Source organism: Ruegeria sp. CI5, from assembly GCF_056536885.1.
Map to the genome: position 1 here is coordinate 300,629 of NZ_JBQFQN010000003.1, position 16,668 is coordinate 317,296.

At 63.6% G+C, this 16,668-nt stretch carries 15 protein-coding genes; 4 read left to right on the forward strand and 11 right to left on the reverse strand.

The genetic code is table 11. The annotated features are described in order from the left end of the window. The first annotated feature begins 49 nt into the window (after positions 1–49). A complete protein-coding gene (gene thpR / locus ACR0BA_RS12220; protein WP_480728157.1) occupies positions 50–613 on the forward strand; it encodes an RNA 2',3'-cyclic phosphodiesterase in 564 nt (187 codons plus the stop codon). Here thpR and ACR0BA_RS12225 read toward each other — a convergent pair. From ACR0BA_RS12225 to betB, 3 genes are all read right to left on the reverse strand, one after another. Then, a complete protein-coding gene (locus ACR0BA_RS12225) occupies positions 586–1,944 on the reverse strand; it encodes an MmgE/PrpD family protein (protein ID WP_480728159.1) in 1,359 nt (452 codons plus the stop codon). The two genes, thpR and ACR0BA_RS12225, sit on opposite strands and share 28 nt — an antisense overlap. Further along, a complete protein-coding gene (locus ACR0BA_RS12230) occupies positions 1,941–4,385 on the reverse strand; it encodes a GcvT family protein (RefSeq protein ID WP_480728160.1) in 2,445 nt (814 codons plus the stop codon). Before ACR0BA_RS12230 ends, ACR0BA_RS12225 begins: the two co-directional genes overlap by 4 nt. Positions 4,386–4,527: 142 nt before the next feature. Continuing rightward, the gene (gene betB / locus ACR0BA_RS12235) at positions 4,528–5,982 is read right to left on the reverse strand and encodes a betaine-aldehyde dehydrogenase (protein WP_480728162.1); all 1,455 of its coding nucleotides are present in this window, start codon (positions 5,980–5,982) and stop codon (positions 4,528–4,530) included. Between the two features lie 186 nt (positions 5,983–6,168). On the opposite strand from betB, the gene ACR0BA_RS12240 reads away from it, so the two are divergent. Next, positions 6,169–6,498, forward strand: a complete 330-nt coding sequence (locus ACR0BA_RS12240; protein WP_170364639.1) for a hypothetical protein — start codon at positions 6,169–6,171, stop codon at positions 6,496–6,498. A gap of 19 nt (positions 6,499–6,517) precedes the next feature. Here ACR0BA_RS12240 and ACR0BA_RS12245 read toward each other — a convergent pair whose 3' ends face one another. Further along, the gene (locus ACR0BA_RS12245) at positions 6,518–7,036 is read right to left on the reverse strand and encodes a potassium channel family protein (RefSeq protein WP_170364636.1); all 519 of its coding nucleotides are present in this window, start codon (positions 7,034–7,036) and stop codon (positions 6,518–6,520) included. 79 nt (positions 7,037–7,115) lie between these two features. Beyond that, positions 7,116–8,021: an oxygen-dependent tRNA uridine(34) hydroxylase TrhO gene (gene trhO / locus ACR0BA_RS12250; protein ID WP_480728164.1), complete on the reverse strand. Its 906-nt coding sequence runs from the start codon at positions 8,019–8,021 to the stop codon at positions 7,116–7,118. 96 nt (positions 8,022–8,117) lie between these two features. Between trhO and pncA the strand changes: the two genes are divergently transcribed. Next, the gene (gene pncA / locus ACR0BA_RS12255) at positions 8,118–8,711 is read left to right on the forward strand and encodes a bifunctional nicotinamidase/pyrazinamidase (RefSeq protein ID WP_480728166.1); all 594 of its coding nucleotides are present in this window, start codon (positions 8,118–8,120) and stop codon (positions 8,709–8,711) included. 4 nt (positions 8,712–8,715) lie between these two features. Here pncA and ACR0BA_RS12260 read toward each other — a convergent pair whose 3' ends face one another. Continuing rightward, on the reverse strand, positions 8,716–9,240 hold the full coding sequence (locus ACR0BA_RS12260) for a hypothetical protein (protein WP_480728168.1): 525 nt from the start codon (positions 9,238–9,240) through the stop codon (positions 8,716–8,718). Positions 9,241–9,406: 166 nt separating this feature from the next. Between ACR0BA_RS12260 and pncB the strand changes: the two genes are divergently transcribed. Then, positions 9,407–10,699 (forward strand): nicotinate phosphoribosyltransferase, encoded by a 1,293-nt coding sequence (gene pncB / locus ACR0BA_RS12265; RefSeq protein WP_480728170.1) that lies wholly within the window; start codon positions 9,407–9,409, stop codon positions 10,697–10,699. Positions 10,700–10,705: 6 nt separating this feature from the next. Here the strand turns inward: pncB and ACR0BA_RS12270 are convergent, their stop codons facing one another. Genes ACR0BA_RS12270 through ACR0BA_RS12290 form a run of 5 tightly spaced genes read right to left on the reverse strand, consistent with a single transcriptional unit; the run spans position 10,706 to position 16,651 of the window. Further along, positions 10,706–12,151 carry an aldehyde dehydrogenase family protein gene (locus tag ACR0BA_RS12270; RefSeq protein ID WP_480728171.1) on the reverse strand — a complete coding sequence of 482 codons (1,446 nt, stop codon included), beginning with the start codon at positions 12,149–12,151 and terminating at the stop codon, positions 10,706–10,708. A 34-nt stretch (positions 12,152–12,185) separates the two neighbouring features. Next, positions 12,186–13,784, reverse strand: coding sequence for an ABC transporter ATP-binding protein (locus ACR0BA_RS12275; protein WP_480728173.1), 1,599 nt, complete (start codon positions 13,782–13,784; stop codon positions 12,186–12,188). Next, a complete protein-coding gene (locus ACR0BA_RS12280) occupies positions 13,781–14,596 on the reverse strand; it encodes an ABC transporter permease (RefSeq protein WP_170360463.1) in 816 nt (271 codons plus the stop codon). The genes ACR0BA_RS12275 and ACR0BA_RS12280 overlap by 4 nt, the downstream gene beginning before the upstream one ends. Further along, on the reverse strand, positions 14,593–15,540 hold the full coding sequence (locus ACR0BA_RS12285) for an ABC transporter permease (protein ID WP_480728175.1): 948 nt from the start codon (positions 15,538–15,540) through the stop codon (positions 14,593–14,595). The genes ACR0BA_RS12280 and ACR0BA_RS12285 overlap by 4 nt, the downstream gene beginning before the upstream one ends. 49 nt (positions 15,541–15,589) lie before the next feature. After that, on the reverse strand, positions 15,590–16,651 hold the full coding sequence (locus tag ACR0BA_RS12290) for a ligand-gated ion channel (RefSeq protein ID WP_480728177.1): 1,062 nt from the start codon (positions 16,649–16,651) through the stop codon (positions 15,590–15,592). Positions 16,652–16,668 lie beyond the last annotated feature (17 nt).

Here is a 16,668-nt window from a genome sequence, read left to right on the forward strand (position 1 = left end):
CCGGCAGACTGCCCGGCAAATTCAACCTTATCCAGATAAGGGACAATGGATGTCCGGAGCGCTCATTCGATGTTTTGTCGCCATTCCCGTATCTTCCGAAATCGCCCAGATATGCGCCGACGTTGCTCGCGCAGCACATTGCGGTCGAAGTTTGTCTGCTGAAAACCTTCATCTGACGCTGGCTTTCCTGGGCGACCAGACCCGAAACGCCTTGATCGAATTGAATGATCACTTCGAAGTGCTGAGGCGCCCGGCCTTTTCCGTCAGACTGTCCGGGCTGGGCAGTTTCGGAAACTCGCTGCACATGGTGGTAGAGCGCGATCCTGAACTCCTGCACCTGCATGAAAGCGTCCTGCAGTGCATTGGGCGGGCCGGGCTGACGCTGCAACGCCGCCGCTTTCGACCGCATATCACCATAGTTCGGGGTATTGAATCGGCTCTAAACAAGGCCATTTTGCATATCCCAGTTCCCCAAACCACCATGGTGGTGACCCAGTTCAACCTGAACTCTTCCACACTTCGGCCGGACGGCGCACGATATGAAACGCTGTCGACCTATCCTTTGCAACTGCAAGGCTGGTCGGGTCAGGCTGACGACTTCACCGACCGGTAGAGAGGCTGCACTATGTCACTAAACCGGGTGCCGGGATCGGTAAGGTTCAAAACCGCCCTGCTCAGATTCTTGGCAGCAGACCCTCCGATTTCCGGAGAAGAAAACTCGACAAACTTGTCGATGACGTCCTGTCGCGACATCGGAGACTCAGGCCCGCCCCGGGCATGGATGTCGCCCGAGCGGAAAACGCGACCGTCTTGCGTCGTTACCTGAACGTCGGCCCAGCGCCCAGCGGGAAAGCGGGAATTATGGCGGTCCGACTCGGATACGGTGATGCGGCTCAGGAAATCGGCGACCATCGGATCGGACAATCCATCGCCGCTGATGTGCTCGACCCCGATCCGCCCGTGTACCGCAAAAGTCGAGACGGCAAATGGCAGCGAGTATTGCGCCTGCGACGTCGTCTCGGGCATCCCCGAATACAGTTGAACCGCTTCGTGAAAACTGTGGATCTCGACGCGGGCGATCTGGTCATGGGTCAGACCGTGCGAGTTCATCACCGTGCGCAGCCCGTCGATGGCGGCATGAGCCCAGCGGCAGATCGGATAGGGTTTCACATATTGATGTTCCATCTGCCAAAACGTGCCGAGGTCCTGCCAATAGGGTGCGGCGCGGTCCTCCTCGATGGTGATGGCGGGGGCGCCGGTAAAGCCGCGCTCGGCCAGAATTGCCGCCGACATGCCCACCAGCGCGCCCCAGCCCGAGCCGTCATGCAGCATCGTGGGGTTGGCGATTTCGCGCATCATCTGGCTGCGGGGGCCGTGATATTCGGCAATGCCAAGGCCTTGGCGCAACTGGTCCGGTGAATGGCCCCGCAAGCGGGCTGCCATCGCCGCGACGCCCAGCGCGTTCCAGGCCCCGGAGGTGTGATAGTCGCTGACCGTGGCGTGCAGGGCGATGCCGGCGCGGCCCGCGACCTCGTATCCGACGATCAACGCCGCCAGCGCCTCGGGGCCTGTCAGGTCCGGGCAGTCTTGGGCCAGAACCGCCAGTGCGGGAACGGCCACCACGCCGATATGCCCCTTGGTCGGGTTGTAGCCGTCGTGCCCGTCGAGATTGTCGGTCTGCGTCGCCGCCGCATAGGCCGCGCCCGCCAGGCTGACCCGGCGCCCGTCGCACAACATCCGCGCCGAGAACGCAGGATCGGTCGATCCGTACAGCAATGCGGCAGTATCGCGGGCGATCACGCCGGCCTCCATCGGGGTCGAGGCGATCACGATGCCCAAAGTATCCAGCAGCATCAGGGCCGCCGCTTCGCGCGCGCTGTCGGGCATCTGGTCCGCCGGGCGGTTCAGAACAAACTCGGCAACGCGGGCGAAGGTTTCGGTCACTTGGCACCCTCCATCGCCGGTTTCTGGTCTCGCAGGCGCAGGCCTTCGGGGTCGAACGCAGGCGCATGCAGGATCCGAGCCCTGTGCGGTTTGCCCAGGATGAAGATATGTACCTCGTCACCCGGCTGGGCCACGGCTGGGTTGGCGTATCCGATGGCCAGCGACTTGCCGACCGTATAGCTATAAGCGCCCGAGGTGACGCGCCCGACGGGCGTACCATCTGGGGTGAAGATCGGCTCGCCCCCGCTGGCATCGGCATCGTGGGGGACATCGACCTCGAAAATCGACAGCAGCTCGCGCGCGGGATTGTCTTTGATCGCCAGCCAAGCCGCCTTGTGCAGGAAATCCTTGTCTGGCTTGATCAACCCATCCAGACCGACCTCGTGCGGCCAGTACTCCTGCGAATACTCACGCCCCCATGAGCCATAGCCCTTTTCGATCCGCAACGCACCCAGAGCCCGGCCACCGACCGGCCCTCCATTGCAGGCGCGGGCAGCGTCCAGAAGCGCTGTATAGAGTCTGATCTGGTCACTTTCGGCGCAGTGCAGCTCCCACCCCAGATCGCCGGTGAAGCTGACGCGGATGGCCAGGCAAGTGACCCCGGCAACCTCGATCGTGGCCGAGCGCATGAAGGGGAACGCCGCGTTCGACAGGTCGGCATTGGTCAGCCGTTGCAAGGCCTCTCGCGATTTCGGGCCGGCGATGTTGAAGCCCGCGATGCGGTTGGTGGCGACCTCGAAGGTGGTGCCCTCGGGCAGGTCCACCATGTTGAAGAACCGCTGGTGATAGCGTTCGGCCATGCCCGAGCCGATCATCATGTATTCGTCTTGGGCCGTCTTGGTGATGGTGAAATCCCCCGCCACGCCACCGCGCACGGAAATCAGCGGGGTCAGGCAAGACCGCCCCACCTCGGTCGGCACCCGGTTGGCCACCAGCCGGTCGAGCCAGTCATGCGCGCCCGGCCCCTTGACGACGTAGTTGGCAAAGTTCGAGATGTCGATCACGCCCACGCTCTCGCGCAGCATCCGGGCCTCGTGCCCCACCGGTTCGAACCAGTTCTGGCGGGTGAAGCCGGTGGTTTCGACCGTTCCGGGCCGGTCGGCGAACCACAGCGGGTGTTCCCAGCCGCAGTTCAGGCCAAAGACCGCGCCCAACTGTTTCTGCATCTCGTAGGCGGGGCGCACGCGAGCCGGCCGACCAGCGCTGCGTTCTTCGTTCGGGAAATGGATGGCGAAGCGGTGGGAATACTGGTCCTGCACGCGGGCCTTGGTGAAGTTCTTGTCGGCCCAGTCGCCGAACCGCGCCAGATCCCAGGCGAACATGTCGTATTGCGGCTCGCCCTCGATCATCCATTGCGCAGCCAACAGCCCCAGCCCGCCCGATTGCGAGAAGCCGGGGATGATGCCGGTGCAGCAGAAATAGTTGCACAGCTCGGGCACCGGCCCCCAGATGGCGTTGGAGTCCGGCGACCAGATCATCGGGCCGTTGATCACCCGTTTCACGCCTGCGGTGGCGGCCACCGGCACACGCTCGGTCGCGCGGATCACGTTTTCCATGATCCGGTCCAGATCGTCGGGAAACAGGTCATGGGCGAAATCCAGCGGCGTGCCATCCTCGGCCCAGAACCGCATGTCTTTCTCATAGGCGCCGATCAGCAGCCCGTTGCCTTCCTGCCGGAAGTAATACTCGCCGTCGCGGTCGGCGATCGAGGGCAGACGGCGGCCAAGGGCGGCCACCTCGTCAATCGCCTCGGTCACGAAATACTGGTGCTCGGTCGGTTGCAGCGGCAGTTCCAGCCCCGCCAGCGCTGCCACCTCACGCCCCCACAACCCGGCGGCGTTGACCGCCCATTGCGTGTGGATGTCGCCCTTTTCCGTGCGCACGATCCACGAGCCGTCAGGCTGCTGTTCAGTCCCTATTACAGGGCAAAACCGCTGAATCTCAGCCCCCAGCGCCCGCGCTCCGGCGGCATAGGCGTGGGTCACGCCCGAGGGGTCCACGTTGCCGCCGTCGGGTTCATACATGATGCAACGGATGTCATCGAACTGCGCCAGCGGGTGCAGTTCCATCGCCTGTTCGCGGCTGATTTCATGGAAGTTCAGGCCGTAGAACCGCGCCTTGGCCTCCTGCAGGCGCAGCTGGTGCTCGCGCGCCTCGGTCTGGGCCAGATACAGCGATCCCGGCTGGAATACGCCGCAGCCCTGCCCGGTTTCCTGCTCCAGCTGCTTGTACAGGTTCATCGTGTAGTGCTGGATGCGCGTAACGTTGTTGTTGTCGTGCAGCCCGTGGATGTTGGCCGCAGCGTGCCACGTTGAACCGCTGGTCAGTTCGTCCCGTTCCAGCAGGATCACGTCGGTCCAGCCCAGCTTGGCAAGGTGGTAAAGGATCGAACAACCGACAAGGCCCCCTCCGATCACGACGGCCTGTGCATGGGTTCTCATTGGGCTTTTCTCCTGACTGGCGGGGACGCGTCACCCCTCTGCCTCAGAAGTCAGCCACAGGACCTGCACACCGTATGCTCTGTTCCCGACCCCAAATGTCGGGAACAGGGCAAGTTGGACCGGAATCCCGATTTGGGAACGTCTAGTAGGGTGCCTCGACGTCGTTCATCGAGACATAGACGGTTTTCATTTCCGAATAGTGGTTGATCGCCAGCTTCGAATTCTCGCGCCCGACGCCTGACATTTTCGACCCGCCGAACGGGGCCTCGACAGGGGCCAGGTTGTAGGTGTTGATGTAGCAGGTGCCTGCCTCGAACCCGGCCACCACGCGATGGGCGCGGGTCAGGTCGTTGGTGAACACGCCGGCGGCCAGGCCGAACTCGGTGGCGTTGGCACGGGCCATCACCTCGTCTTCGGTTTCGAAATCCAGCACCGACATGACGGGGCCGAAGATCTCCTCGCGGGCGATGGTCATGTCGTCGGTCACGTCGGCAAAGACAGTGGGCTGAATGTAGAAGCCCGGAAGATCCAGCCGCGCGCCACCATGGACCAGCCGTGCGCCCTCGGTCTTGCCCTTTTCGATATAGCCCAGAACGATGTTCATCTGGTTTTCGCTGACCATCGGGCCGAAATTCACGGCCTCATCCATCGGGTCGCCGATCTTCACGTTGGCAAGGCGTTCGGTCAGACGGGCCAGGAAGGCCTCTTTGATGCCCTTCTGCACAAAGACCCGCGTGCCGTTGGAACAGACCTGACCCGAGGAATAGAAATTGCCCAAGATCGCGCCCGAGACGGCGTTGTCGATATCGGCATCGTCAAACACGATCATCGGCGACTTGCCGCCCAGTTCCATCGTGACGTGTTTCATGCCTTCGGCTGCGGCGGCATAGACCTTGCGGCCCGTGAGCACCGAGCCGGTCAGCGACACCTTGGCCACGCGCGGGTCGGTGACCAGCGCGGCGCCCACGTCGCCATAGCCCTGAACCACGTTGTAGATGCCCTTGGGCGCGCCGGCCTCGATCAGGATCTCGGCCACTTTCAACGCCGACAGGGGCGTGGTTTCCGAGGGTTTGAACACCATCGCATTGCCACAGGCCAGCGCCGGGGCGCCCTTCCAGCAGGCGATCTGGGTGGGGTAGTTCCACGCGCCGATGCCGACGCAGACGCCCAGCGCCTCGCGGATGGTATAGACGAAGTCGCCGCCGCCCAGCGGGATATGCTCGCCAGTCAGCGACCCGGCCAGCCCGCCGATATATTCCATTGCGTCCGCACCCGAGGTCGCATCGGCCACCAACGTTTCCTGCAACGGCTTGCCGGTGTCATGGGTTTCCAGGATCGACAGCTCGCGGTTGCGCTCGCGCATGATGTCGGCGGCGCGGCGCAGGACGCGGCCGCGTTCGGTTCCGGTCATCGCTGCCCAGGCCTTTTGTGCCCGTTTTGCGCTGGTTAGAGCCTGTTCGATGATCTGCGGCGTGGCCGAATGCAGGCGGGCGATGACCTCGCCCGTGGCCGGATAGATCACGTCGATCGGGGTGCCTGCGGTGTCTTCGACATATTCGCCATCAATAAAGTGGCTGGCCTTGGGCTGAACTTTCATCGCGGATCCTTTTTACTCGGGCCCCGGGGAACCGGTGCCGGTCGGTTTCATCCGCAGGTAATGATTATTGATTGATCAGTCAATAAAGCACTGCTTTGGGCGAATTCTTGCCAACAAAAAAAGGGGGCCTCTTGAAAATAATGGTTAATGTTCCATTTCTGTTCTACATGATCGGAGGATCACCAGATGGAACAGTCATTGCGCAAAACCACCCCGATGGGGCCGACCAACGACTACCACATTCTGCCCGTCACGGACCGTCAGATGCGCTATGCGCGCGCGATCGCCCAGCAGTCCGCGTTGGAGATTCCGGTCGAGGCGCAGCGCGACCGGCGATCCATGTCCGATTGGATCTCGGCGCACAAGCCGCACGATCCCTCCCCCTTTGCCGACTACCCGACGGGCAAACAGGTGGCCTTTGCCGAGCGGATCTCGCGCACCAAACGCCGCCCGATCCCCAGCGAGTGCTTCCGCGACAAACGCGCGATGTCGCGATGGATTGATCAGAACAAGTGAAGAAATGGGGCCGGCGGACTCAGGCGTCTTTGTCATGGCGATGGCGATGCGACCGACCATACAGCCCTACGGCCGCTGCCACGAACAGGCCCAGTAGAATATAGCCGGTAATCGCCTCGGCCACGGCAAGCGCGCGGCACACGCCAACTGGCCGCAAGTCACCAAAACCAACCGTCGTGAAGGTAACATACGAGAAATACAGGACGTCCGCCGGACCGCGGGCGCCTTCAACGCACAGATCGTAGTACCCGTATGACCCGTAGACTGCAGCGAACAGGAACGGCACGACCTGAATGAAGGAAATCCCCATCAGCAGCAACTGCCGCTTGGGCGAGCGCACAAGCGCAATGTAGTACCAGGTTTGCGAGAACAGCCAAATCGCCAACCCGATGGTGGCTGCGGCTCCGATCGTGTCGCCGGCGGCGGATTCGGTCAGGTGTGAAAGGATGTACCAAGCCAGAGCACTGAGCATGACAAGGCCCATCGCTGCGATCAGCGTGGGCTTCCAATCCTGCAATGTGGTTGGATCATGCGCCATCGTCCCCCTCCCAAGCACGGGTACCGGCCATTTTTTAACGCCGGGCGCATCATCGCAAGCTTTTTTGCGGGATTCGAAGCTATTGGCCGCCTATATGCTCTTCGCCCCGCGCCCTTGCCAGCATGATCTGTTTCTGCCGTTCGCGGAACCGGGCCTTGTCGGCCTCGGACGTCTCGTGGATGCATTGGTGGCAGGACACGCCGTGCTCGTATTCGGGGCGCTCCATGTCCTGGGGCAGGATCGGGCGGCGGCAGCCATGACACAGCTGGTGCGGTCCCTCGGCCAACCCGTGCCCTACGGAAACGCGATTGTCGAACACGAAGCACTCGCCCTTCCAGGTGCTGTCCTCGGGCGGGACCTCCTCGAGATAGCGCAGGATGCCGCCCTTCAGGTGATAGACATCCTCGATCCCCTGCCCCAGCAGATAGTTGGTGGATTTCTCGCAGCGGATGCCGCCTGTGCAGAACATGGCGACGCGCTTGTTGTGGAACCGGTGCTTGTTCTGCTCCCACCAGGCGGGAAAATCGCGGAAACTGGCTGTTTTAGGGTCGATTGCACCCTCGAATGTGCCGATCGACACCTCATAGTCGTTGCGCGTGTCGATCACCACCACATCATCCGAGCTGATCAAGTCGTTCCAGTCCTGCGGCTCGACGTAATGGCCGGTGCGGGCGCGCGGATCGACATCCGGCTGGCCCATAGTCACGATCTCTTTCTTCAGGCGCACCTTCATCTTGCCAAAAGGCGGCTGGCTGGCGGTGGCCTCTTTCCATTCCAGATCGGCACAGCCCGGCAGCGCCCGGATATGCGCCAGCACCGCGTCGATCCCGGCGCGTGGGCCGGCGATGGTGCCGTTGATGCCCTCATGCGCCAGCAGCAGCGTGCCCTTGACCGACTGCGCGCGGCACAGCTCCAACAGCGGCGCGCGCAGGGCGTCCGGGTCGGCAAAACGGGTGAAGTGATACAGTGCGGCGATCGTGTACATGGCCGCGATCTAATGCGCGGCCCCCCGCAACGCAAGACACCGCATTGACGACCCCCGCCCGCCCGCCTACCGATAGGACACGCAAAGGAGGCCGCCATGACCCATGCCCTGATCGTGATCGACGTCCAGAACGACTTCTGCCCCGGCGGTGCGCTGGCGGTTCCCAACGGGGATGAGATCGTCGCCCCGATCAATGCCATGATGCCCGATTTCGATGCGGTGATCCTGACGCAGGACTGGCACCCGGCGGGTCATTCCTCGTTCGCGTCATCCCATCCGGGCAAAGCACCTTATGATCTGGTCGAGATGCCCTATGGCCCGCAGGTCCTGTGGCCCGACCATTGCGTTCAGGGCACGCCCGGCGCCGAATTCCACCCCGACCTGCGTACCGATGCCGACCTGATCCTGCGCAAAGGTTTTCGCAGCGCGATCGACAGCTATTCGGCCTTCTTCGAAAACGACCGCACCACGCCCACCGGGCTGGAAGGCTATCTGCGCACGCGCGGGATCGACCGGCTGACGCTGGTGGGCTTGGCGACCGATTTCTGCGTGCATTATTCAGCTGTGGATGCGGCCCGGCTGGGCTTTGACGTGACCGTCAGAACCGGCGCTTGCCGCGCAATCGATCTGGATGGATCGCTCGCAGCGGCGAAACAGGCCATGCGCGACACGGGTGTTACGTTGGCCTAGCGATTCAGGGCGTCGCTCCCGCCGCAGCCAGGTATTTCAGCAGGACGAACACGATCACCGCAAGGCCAAGGGCGAAGCCAATGCGCCCCGGCACGGTTCTTCGGTCAGGTTTTGCGGGCGCGGGTGTGGCCGGTTGCGGGCGGCGCACCGGATCGCGGCGTTTGATGCCGATCCCAGGCTGCGCGCTGCGAACATGGCGCAGAAAGTCGCGCAGATCGAATTCACCGCAATACTGGCCGCGCAACCCCGTGGCCCGAATATTTGCAAACAGCTGGCGCAGGACCTTTTCGCGGGCCGCGGCGTCTTCGGGCGGATAGAAACCACGCGATTCACCGCTGCCGTGGCTGTCCAGAATGAACCCGGCATCCACGAACACCTGACGCAGCTTCGGTGACGCCCCCCTCAGAGCATCGGCCGTCTTCACGTCGCGAAAACGCGCACAGACCGTTGCGGTTTTCGGCTCGGTCGAACCGCAATCGCCCCCATCTTTTGCAATCGTTACAATATCAAAGTCGTAAGCCAGACCCATTCAACCAACTACTACCTTCTCGTACCATCCCACCGTTTAACTAGACCGCGAAAAGAACAGACATTATGCCCGCATTATGGCCTGTCCTTGGCATTGTTACCAAATCCGCGACTCTTGCCATTCACCACCCCGATTGATCTAACAACGGAAATGGCAGGAGTTCCCCATGGTCGACATCGCGACCCGTGTCTACAATCACAAATGGAAGATCGACCCGATTGTCCGGTCTTTGATCGACACAGACTTCTACAAACTGCTGATGTGCCAGTCAGTGTTTCGAAACCGACCTCAAACAACGGTCGAGTTTTCCTTGATCAACCGGTCGAATCACGTCCCCCTGGCCAATCTGATCGACGAGCGCGAGTTGCGCGAACAGCTGGATCACATCCGCTCGCTCAGCCTCAGCCGGGGTGAAAGCACCTGGCTGCGAGGCAATACATTCTACGGCAAACGCCAGATGTTCCGCCCCGATTTCATGGAATGGTTCGAGAATCTGCGCCTGCCGCCCTATCACCTCGAACGCCGCGGCGATCAGTACGAGCTGACATTCGAAGGCAAATGGCACGAGGTCATGCTGTGGGAAATCCCGGCGCTGTCGGTGCTGATGGAGCTGCGCTCGCGCGCGGTTTTGAACGACATGCGCCGGTTCGAACTTCAGGTTCTCTATGCCCGCGCCATGACCCGTGTCTGGGAAAAGATCGAAACGCTGCGCGGCATTCCCGGTTTGGGCATCGCAGATTTCGGAACCCGGCGGCGGCATTCCTTCCTGTGGCAGGACTGGTGCGTGCAGGCGATGATCGAAGGGCTGGGCCCGGCGTTTACCGGCACGTCGAACTGCCTGATCGCCATGCGGCGCGAGGTCGAGGCGATCGGCACCAATGCACATGAACTGCCGATGGTCTATTCGGCGCTGGCCGAAACCGACGAAGAACTGGCCCGCGCGCCCTATGACGTGCTGAGCGACTGGCATGACGAACATGATGGCAACCTGCGGATCATCCTGCCCGACACCTATGGCACCAAGGGGTTTCTGGACCGCGCGCCCGACTGGCTGGCCGGATGGACCGGCATCCGCATCGACAGCGGCGATCCGGCCAAGGGCGCCGAGATCGCCATCGACTGGTGGAAATCGCGCGGCGAGGATCCCAGCCAGAAGCGGATCATTTTCTCGGACGGGCTCGACGTGGACAAGATCCGCGAATTGCATGGCCAATTCGCGGGCCGGGTGAAGGTCTCGTTCGGGTGGGGCACATTGCTGACCAACGATTTCCGCGGGCTGGTGCCGGGGGATGCGCTGGCGCCGTTCTCGCTGGTGTGCAAGGCGGTCTCGGCCAATGGGCGTCCGACGGTGAAACTTTCGGACAACCCCGAAAAGGCGATGGGGCCGAAAGGCGAGATCGAGCGCTACAAGCGCGTCTTTGGCGTAGGGGAACAAGAAGCGATCGAAGTGATCGTCTAGCCCGGCTCAGCCGTGATGGGCGGCCACGGTTTTCAACTGGGAAAAACCGTACAGCGCCTCGAACCCCTTTTCGCGGCCATGGCCCGACTTTCCGACCCCGCCGAACGGCAGCTCGACCCCGCCGCCCGCGCCGTAATTGTTGATGAACACCTGCCCCGCGCGCAGACGTTTGGCCAGCCGCATCTGCCGCGCGCCGTCCCGCGTCCAGACCCCGGCCACCAGCCCGTACTCTGTGCCGTTGGCGATTTGTATGGCCTGTTCCTCGGTGCCGAAGGGGATCAGAACCTGCACCGGGCCAAAGATTTCCTGCTGCGCCAGCGGATGATCGGGCGGCACGTCCCCAAACAGCGTCGGGCGCACATAGGCCCCGCCCGGCGGCGCGTGATCCACGATCCGGCCTTGTGCTGCGATCTCAAGATCGGCCCCCTGCGCCAGAAACCCGGTCACGATCTGTTTCTGCCGGTCCGAAATCAGCGGCCCGACCCGCAGATCCTCGGTCGCGGGGCCGACGGTCAGGTCGGCATAGGCGGCAGCCATGCGCGCTTTGACCTCGGCATAGACCCCGCGCTGCACCAGAACGCGCGACCCGGCCGAGCAGGTCTGACCCGCGTTCTGGATGCCCGCATTCACCAGAAACGGCAGCGCGGCCTGCAAATCGGCATCATCGAACACCAATTGCGGAGATTTCCCGCCCAGTTCCAGCGTCACCGGCACCACGTTGGCCCCGGCCGCCTGCTGCACCAGCGCGCCCGTCGCCACGGACCCGGTGAACGAGATATGATGCACACCCGGATGCGCCGACAGGGCCGCGCCCGCCTCGGACCCGATGCCGGACACCACGTTCAGCGCCCCCGGCGGCAGGCCGGCCTCGGTGGCCAGATGGGCAAAGGCCAGTGCTGTCAGACAGGCCTCTTCGGCCGGTTTCAGAACGCAGGCATTGCCCATGGCCAGCGCCGCCCCGACCGAGCGGCCGATGATCTGCATCGGGTAGTTCCACGGCACGATATGGCCGGTCACGCCATGCGGCTCGCGCAGGGTATAGACGGTGTAGCCGTCCAGATAGGGGATGGTCTGACCCATCACCTTGTCCGCCGCACCGCCGTAGAATTCGCAATACCGCGCCAGCGCCAGTGCGTCGGCGCGCGCCTGGGTCAGCGGTTTGCCAACGTCCAACGCTTCGAGCAGCGCAAGCTCTTCGGTCCTGTCCCGCACCAACTGCCCCAGCCGGGTCAGGATGCGGCCCCGCTCCAGCGCGGTTATCCGGCCCCAGTCACCGTCCAGCGCCGCCTGCGCGGCCTGCACGGCGGCATCGATCTGCGGCGCCCCACCACGCGCAATCCGGCACAGCGGTGTGCCGTCGGACGGGTTGGTCAGATCAAGCGTGTCGTCGGTTGCGACCCAATCGCCGCCGATCAGGCACAGGGTGGGGTCAAACCAGATGGGATTTAGCATATCTGCCTCCAAAACAGGCTCTAACAATGGGATTTCATGCTGCGCCCTGCCCGATCTCGGGCAATTTCGGCACGGCTTGGATCAGGGATTGCGTATAGGGGTGCTGCGGGTCCGCGAACACGCGCTCGGTCTCGCCCTGCTCGACGATCCGGCCTGCTTGCATCACCATCACCCGGTCGGTGATGGTGCGCACCACGCTCAGGTCATGGCTGATGAACAGGTAGGTCAGGTCATAGGCCGCACACAGCTCGGCCAGCAGGTCGAGGATCTGCGCCCGCACGGACACGTCGAGTGCCGAGACGGCTTCGTCGAACAGGATCAGCTCGGGCCGGATGATCAGGGCGCGGGCGATGGCGATGCGCTGGCGCTGCCCGCCCGAGAATTCGTGGATGTATTTCCCCGCATCGTCCGGCGAGAGGCCTACGGCGGTCAGCATCTCGGCGATCCGATGCTGCCGTTCGGACCCGGTGGGCGGCGTTCCCAGCAGGTGAAAAGGCTCGGTGATCAGGCGGGCGACCCGATGCCGGGGGTTGAAGCTGCCGAACGGGTCCTGAAATACCACCTGCATCTTGCGGCGCACGGCCAGATTGGGTTTGCGACCGGTGAACACTGGCAGGCCGCCCAGCAGGATCTGCCCGCCCTGAACCTCCTCAAGCCCCAAAACAGCCCGTGTCAGGGTCGATTTTCCGCAGCCGGACTCGCCCACAAGTCCAAGGCGCTCGCCCCGGTTCAGCGTGAAACTGACGTGGTCCACGGCCCGGTGATGGCCGGGCTTTTCAAACAACCGCGTGCGCGGCAGGCGATAGTCCCGCACCACGTTGCGGACCTCGAGCAGCGGCGCGGGCGCGGGCGGCGCAGGCAATGCGACCCGATGGCCCGAGGCCTGAAACAGCATCCGCGTATAGGGATGCTGCATGTGGCGCAGCAGATGGTCGGTGGCCCCGGTTTCGACCACCCGCCCCTTCTGCATCACCACGATCCGGTCGGCCATGTCGGCCACCACCGCCAGATCGTGGGTGATCATCAGCAGGCCCATGCCGTATTCGGTGACCAGCCCCCGCAGCAGGTCGAGGATCTGCGCCTGCGTGGTCACGTCCAGCGCGGTTGTCGGCTCGTCCGCGATCAGCAGCCTGGGGCGCAGGGCGATGGCCATGGCGATCACCACCCGCTGCCGCTGCCCGCCCGACAGTTCGTGCGGATAGCGCGACAGGGGAAAGCGATCAGGCGGAAGGCCGACGCGGGTCAGAACCTCTTGGGCGCGCGCGCGGGCGGCGTCGGCGGGCATGGCCTTGTGGATCAGGATGGTCTCCATCACCTGATCACCGATGGTCTTCACCGGATTGAGCGCCGTCATCGGCTCCTGAAACACCATCCCGACGGCCGCGCCGCGCAGGCGGCACATCTCGTCCTCGGGGCTGTTCAGAACCTCGTGCCCGTCAAGGCGGACCGAGCCGCTGGCCACGGCCCCTGCGGGCAGCAACTGCATCACCGTCAGCGCCGTCATCGACTTGCCCGAGCCGCTCTCACCGGTGACGGCCACGATCTGACCGGGGTCGATGGACAGGCTGACCTGGTCCAGAACGGGGACCCGGTGGATCGACAGCGACAGGTTATGGATTTCCAGCAGGCTCATGCGCGGGCCACCCGGATGCGAGGGTCAAGCCAATCGCGCAGCCCGTCGCCCAGCAGGTTCAGCCCCAGCACCGTCACGATGATCGCCAGCCCCGGAATCAGAGCCAAATGCGGGGCAAAACTGACCATCGTCTGCGCATCTGCCAGCATCCGGCCCCAGCTGGGCGTGGGTGGCTGCGCACCGAGGCCGACATAGGACAGCCCCGCTTCGGCCAGAATACCAAGGCTGAACTGGATGGTGCCCTGCACGATCAGCAAATTGGCAACGTTGGGCAGGATGTGCTCGGCCGAGATCCGCGCCGCGCCCTTGCCCGCGACACGGGCGGCCAGGATGAACTCGCGCTCCCACAGGGACAGGGCCGCGCCGCGGGTGATGCGGGCAAAGACGGGGATGTTGAAGATGCCGATGGCGATGATCGCGTTCACCGCACCGGGGCCGAAGACGGCGGTGATCAGGATGGCGATGACCAGCGAGGGGAAAGCAAAGACCAGATCGTTGCCGCGCATGATCAGTTCGTCCAGCCACGACCCCTTGCGCGCCGCGGCCGTCAGACCCAGCGGCACGCCGAACCCCATGCCGATGCCCACCGCCACCAACGCCACCGCGATCGAGGTACGCGCGCCCACCATGATCATCGAGAACATGTCTCGCCCGAAATGATCGGTACCGAACCAGTGCTGCGCGTTGGGCGGCTGCAGCTTGTCGGGGATGTTCAGGGCGGCGTGGTCATAGGGTGTCCAGACGAAGGACAGCAGCGCCATCAACACCACCACCGAGGACAGCGCCGCCCCCAGAATCAGAGACCGGCTCATGTGCGGCTCCGCAACCGGGGGTCGACCGCGGCATAGGCCAGATCGACCAGGAAATTCACCGTGATGACCGCAAAGACCAGCAGCATCACCACCGACTCCACCACGATCAGGTCCCGCGCCGAGATCGCCTGGAACACCAGCCGCCCCAGCCCGGGCAGATAGAAGACCTGCTCGATGATGATCGATCCGGCCAGCAGGAAGGAAAACTGCAGCCCGATGATGGTCAGCACCGGGATCAGCGCGTTGCGCACCCCGTGCCGCCACAGCGCCTGACGGCGCGACAGGCCCTTGGCGCGGGCGGTGCGCATGAAATCCTCACCCAGAATGTCCAGTAGCGCCGAGCGCATGACCCGCGACAGAATCGCCGCCTGTGGCAGAGCCAGCGCAATCGCCGGCAAGGTCAGCGAGTGCAGCCCGGCCCACAGGCCCTTGTCCCACCCCGCGAACCCGCCCGCGTTGAACCAGCGCAGGTTGATGGCGAAGATCAGCACCAGCATCATCGCAAACCAGAAGTTCGGCACGGCGATGCCCAGCTGCGTGGCTCCCATCACCGCCAGATCGCCCGGTTTCCCCCGGCGCGCGGCGGCGTAGATACCGACCGGAAAGGCGATCAGCGTCGACAATGTCAGCGCGTAGAGCGCCAGCGGCAGCGACACCCACAACCGGTCGGCCACCATCTGCGCCACCGGCGTGCGATAGGTGTACGAGGTGCCGAAATCTCCGGCCAGCATGCCGCTGACCCAGTTGAGATAGCGCTGCGGCCGTGACACGTCCAAGCCCAGCTCGGCGCGCAGGGCAGCCAGCGTTTCGGGCTGGGCGTTCACCCCCAGCATGAACGAGGCCGGATCCCCCGGCGCCACCTCGATCACCGCGAAGATGACCACCGAAGCGACGGCCAGGCTGAGTGCCAGCGAAATCAGACGTTTGAGCGCATATCGGAGCATTGCCGCCACGTTAGGCCGGGATTGGCCGCCGGTCCAGCGGCACAGCGCGTCAGGACTGCATCAGAAACGCCCAGACCGCGTAGCCCACGATCGCGGCATAGCCCAGCGGATAAATCCACTTGATCGCGTAGTTGTCCAGCTTGCGCGCCGTGTCCTCGCGCCCCGAAACCTTGAGCCGCCGCAGCATAACGTTGAACACCACCAACGCCCCGGTCATCAGGAACATGCATTGCAGGATGAAATCCAGAAAGGTCAGATAGCCCAGCTTGGGCAGATCGGCCGAGATTGCCCAGTTGAAGGCGACAAAGACCAGCAGGTTGGCCCCGGCGATGTCGATCCGCTTACGGTATTCGTCCAGAAAGAAAAGCGCCCAGCCGACCAGAACCAGCACCAGCATGGGCAGGAACACCCGGATGACATAGTAGGTCAGGTGGCGCTTGCCCTGAAAGACCAGCGACACCTGATCGCTTTCATTGCCCGACAGGCCGGTCGTGGTCGAGGCCAGCATACGGGCGTTGCCCAGAATCCACTCCTCTTCGCCCAGCGTGTCGCCCAGCCCCGAAAACTGGTCAAGCGCGTAGTAATGCACGAAGTCGGACGGAAAGACCGAGACGACCTCGAAATGGAACTCCTGCGTGTCGAAAGGGAACCTGAGGAAGTTAAAATGCGGCGCCTGCAGCGTCAGCGAGGATTTCTCGACAAACGTCACATGCCCATCATGGCGCAGCGCGGCCGCGGATTCGTGCACCCAGCGGTTGGACTGCTGGTTGTGGATGACAAAGGCGGGAACCACCGCATCCCGTGCGGCCGCATGGCGTACGAAGGCCGGCGGATCGAACACGCGGAAATCGCGGCCCAGCTCATCCGGATCGAACGCCAGGGCCGGATCGCTCCATTCAAACCGCAGCACGACCACGGCGCCATAGTTCTCGGCCTTCTGATCGACCGAGGTGATCTGGTCGATCTTGATGCCGACGCCGACCTCGACCGGGTTCTCCGGGGTGCCCAACAGCGCGCTGTGGCCATCCTGAAACAACCCTTGCGCGCCCGAGGGCCCAGACAGAGCTAGGGCGGCCATGAAGAAAAACACCGAAACCAGGCAACGTGTCATCTGAAACAGACCCTAAT

Bases quoted from the DNA above. Each gene is read 5' to 3' on its own strand.
- ACR0BA_RS12290 (WP_480728177.1), bottom strand. From the start codon at position 16,651: ATGACACGTTGCCTGGTTTCGGTGTTTTTCTTCATGGCCGCCCTAGCT.
- ACR0BA_RS12230 (WP_480728160.1), bottom strand. From the start codon at position 4,385: ATGAGAACCCATGCACAGGCCGTCGTGATCGGAGGGGGCCTTGTCGGT.
- ACR0BA_RS12275 (WP_480728173.1), bottom strand. From the start codon at position 13,784: ATGAGCCTGCTGGAAATCCATAACCTGTCGCTGTCGATCCACCGGGTC.
- trhO (WP_480728164.1), bottom strand. From the start codon at position 8,021: ATGTACACGATCGCCGCACTGTATCACTTCACCCGTTTTGCCGACCCG.
- ACR0BA_RS12280 (WP_170360463.1), bottom strand. From the start codon at position 14,596: ATGAGCCGGTCTCTGATTCTGGGGGCGGCGCTGTCCTCGGTGGTGGTG.
- pncB (WP_480728170.1), top strand. From the start codon at position 9,407: ATGGTCGACATCGCGACCCGTGTCTACAATCACAAATGGAAGATCGAC.
- thpR (WP_480728157.1), top strand. From the start codon at position 50: ATGTCCGGAGCGCTCATTCGATGTTTTGTCGCCATTCCCGTATCTTCC.
- ACR0BA_RS12240 (WP_170364639.1), top strand. From the start codon at position 6,169: ATGGAACAGTCATTGCGCAAAACCACCCCGATGGGGCCGACCAACGAC.
- ACR0BA_RS12245 (WP_170364636.1), bottom strand. From the start codon at position 7,036: ATGGCGCATGATCCAACCACATTGCAGGATTGGAAGCCCACGCTGATC.
- ACR0BA_RS12285 (WP_480728175.1), bottom strand. From the start codon at position 15,540: ATGCTCCGATATGCGCTCAAACGTCTGATTTCGCTGGCACTCAGCCTG.
- ACR0BA_RS12260 (WP_480728168.1), bottom strand. From the start codon at position 9,240: ATGGGTCTGGCTTACGACTTTGATATTGTAACGATTGCAAAAGATGGG.
- ACR0BA_RS12270 (WP_480728171.1), bottom strand. From the start codon at position 12,151: ATGCTAAATCCCATCTGGTTTGACCCCACCCTGTGCCTGATCGGCGGC.
- pncA (WP_480728166.1), top strand. From the start codon at position 8,118: ATGACCCATGCCCTGATCGTGATCGACGTCCAGAACGACTTCTGCCCC.
- betB (WP_480728162.1), bottom strand. From the start codon at position 5,982: ATGAAAGTTCAGCCCAAGGCCAGCCACTTTATTGATGGCGAATATGTC.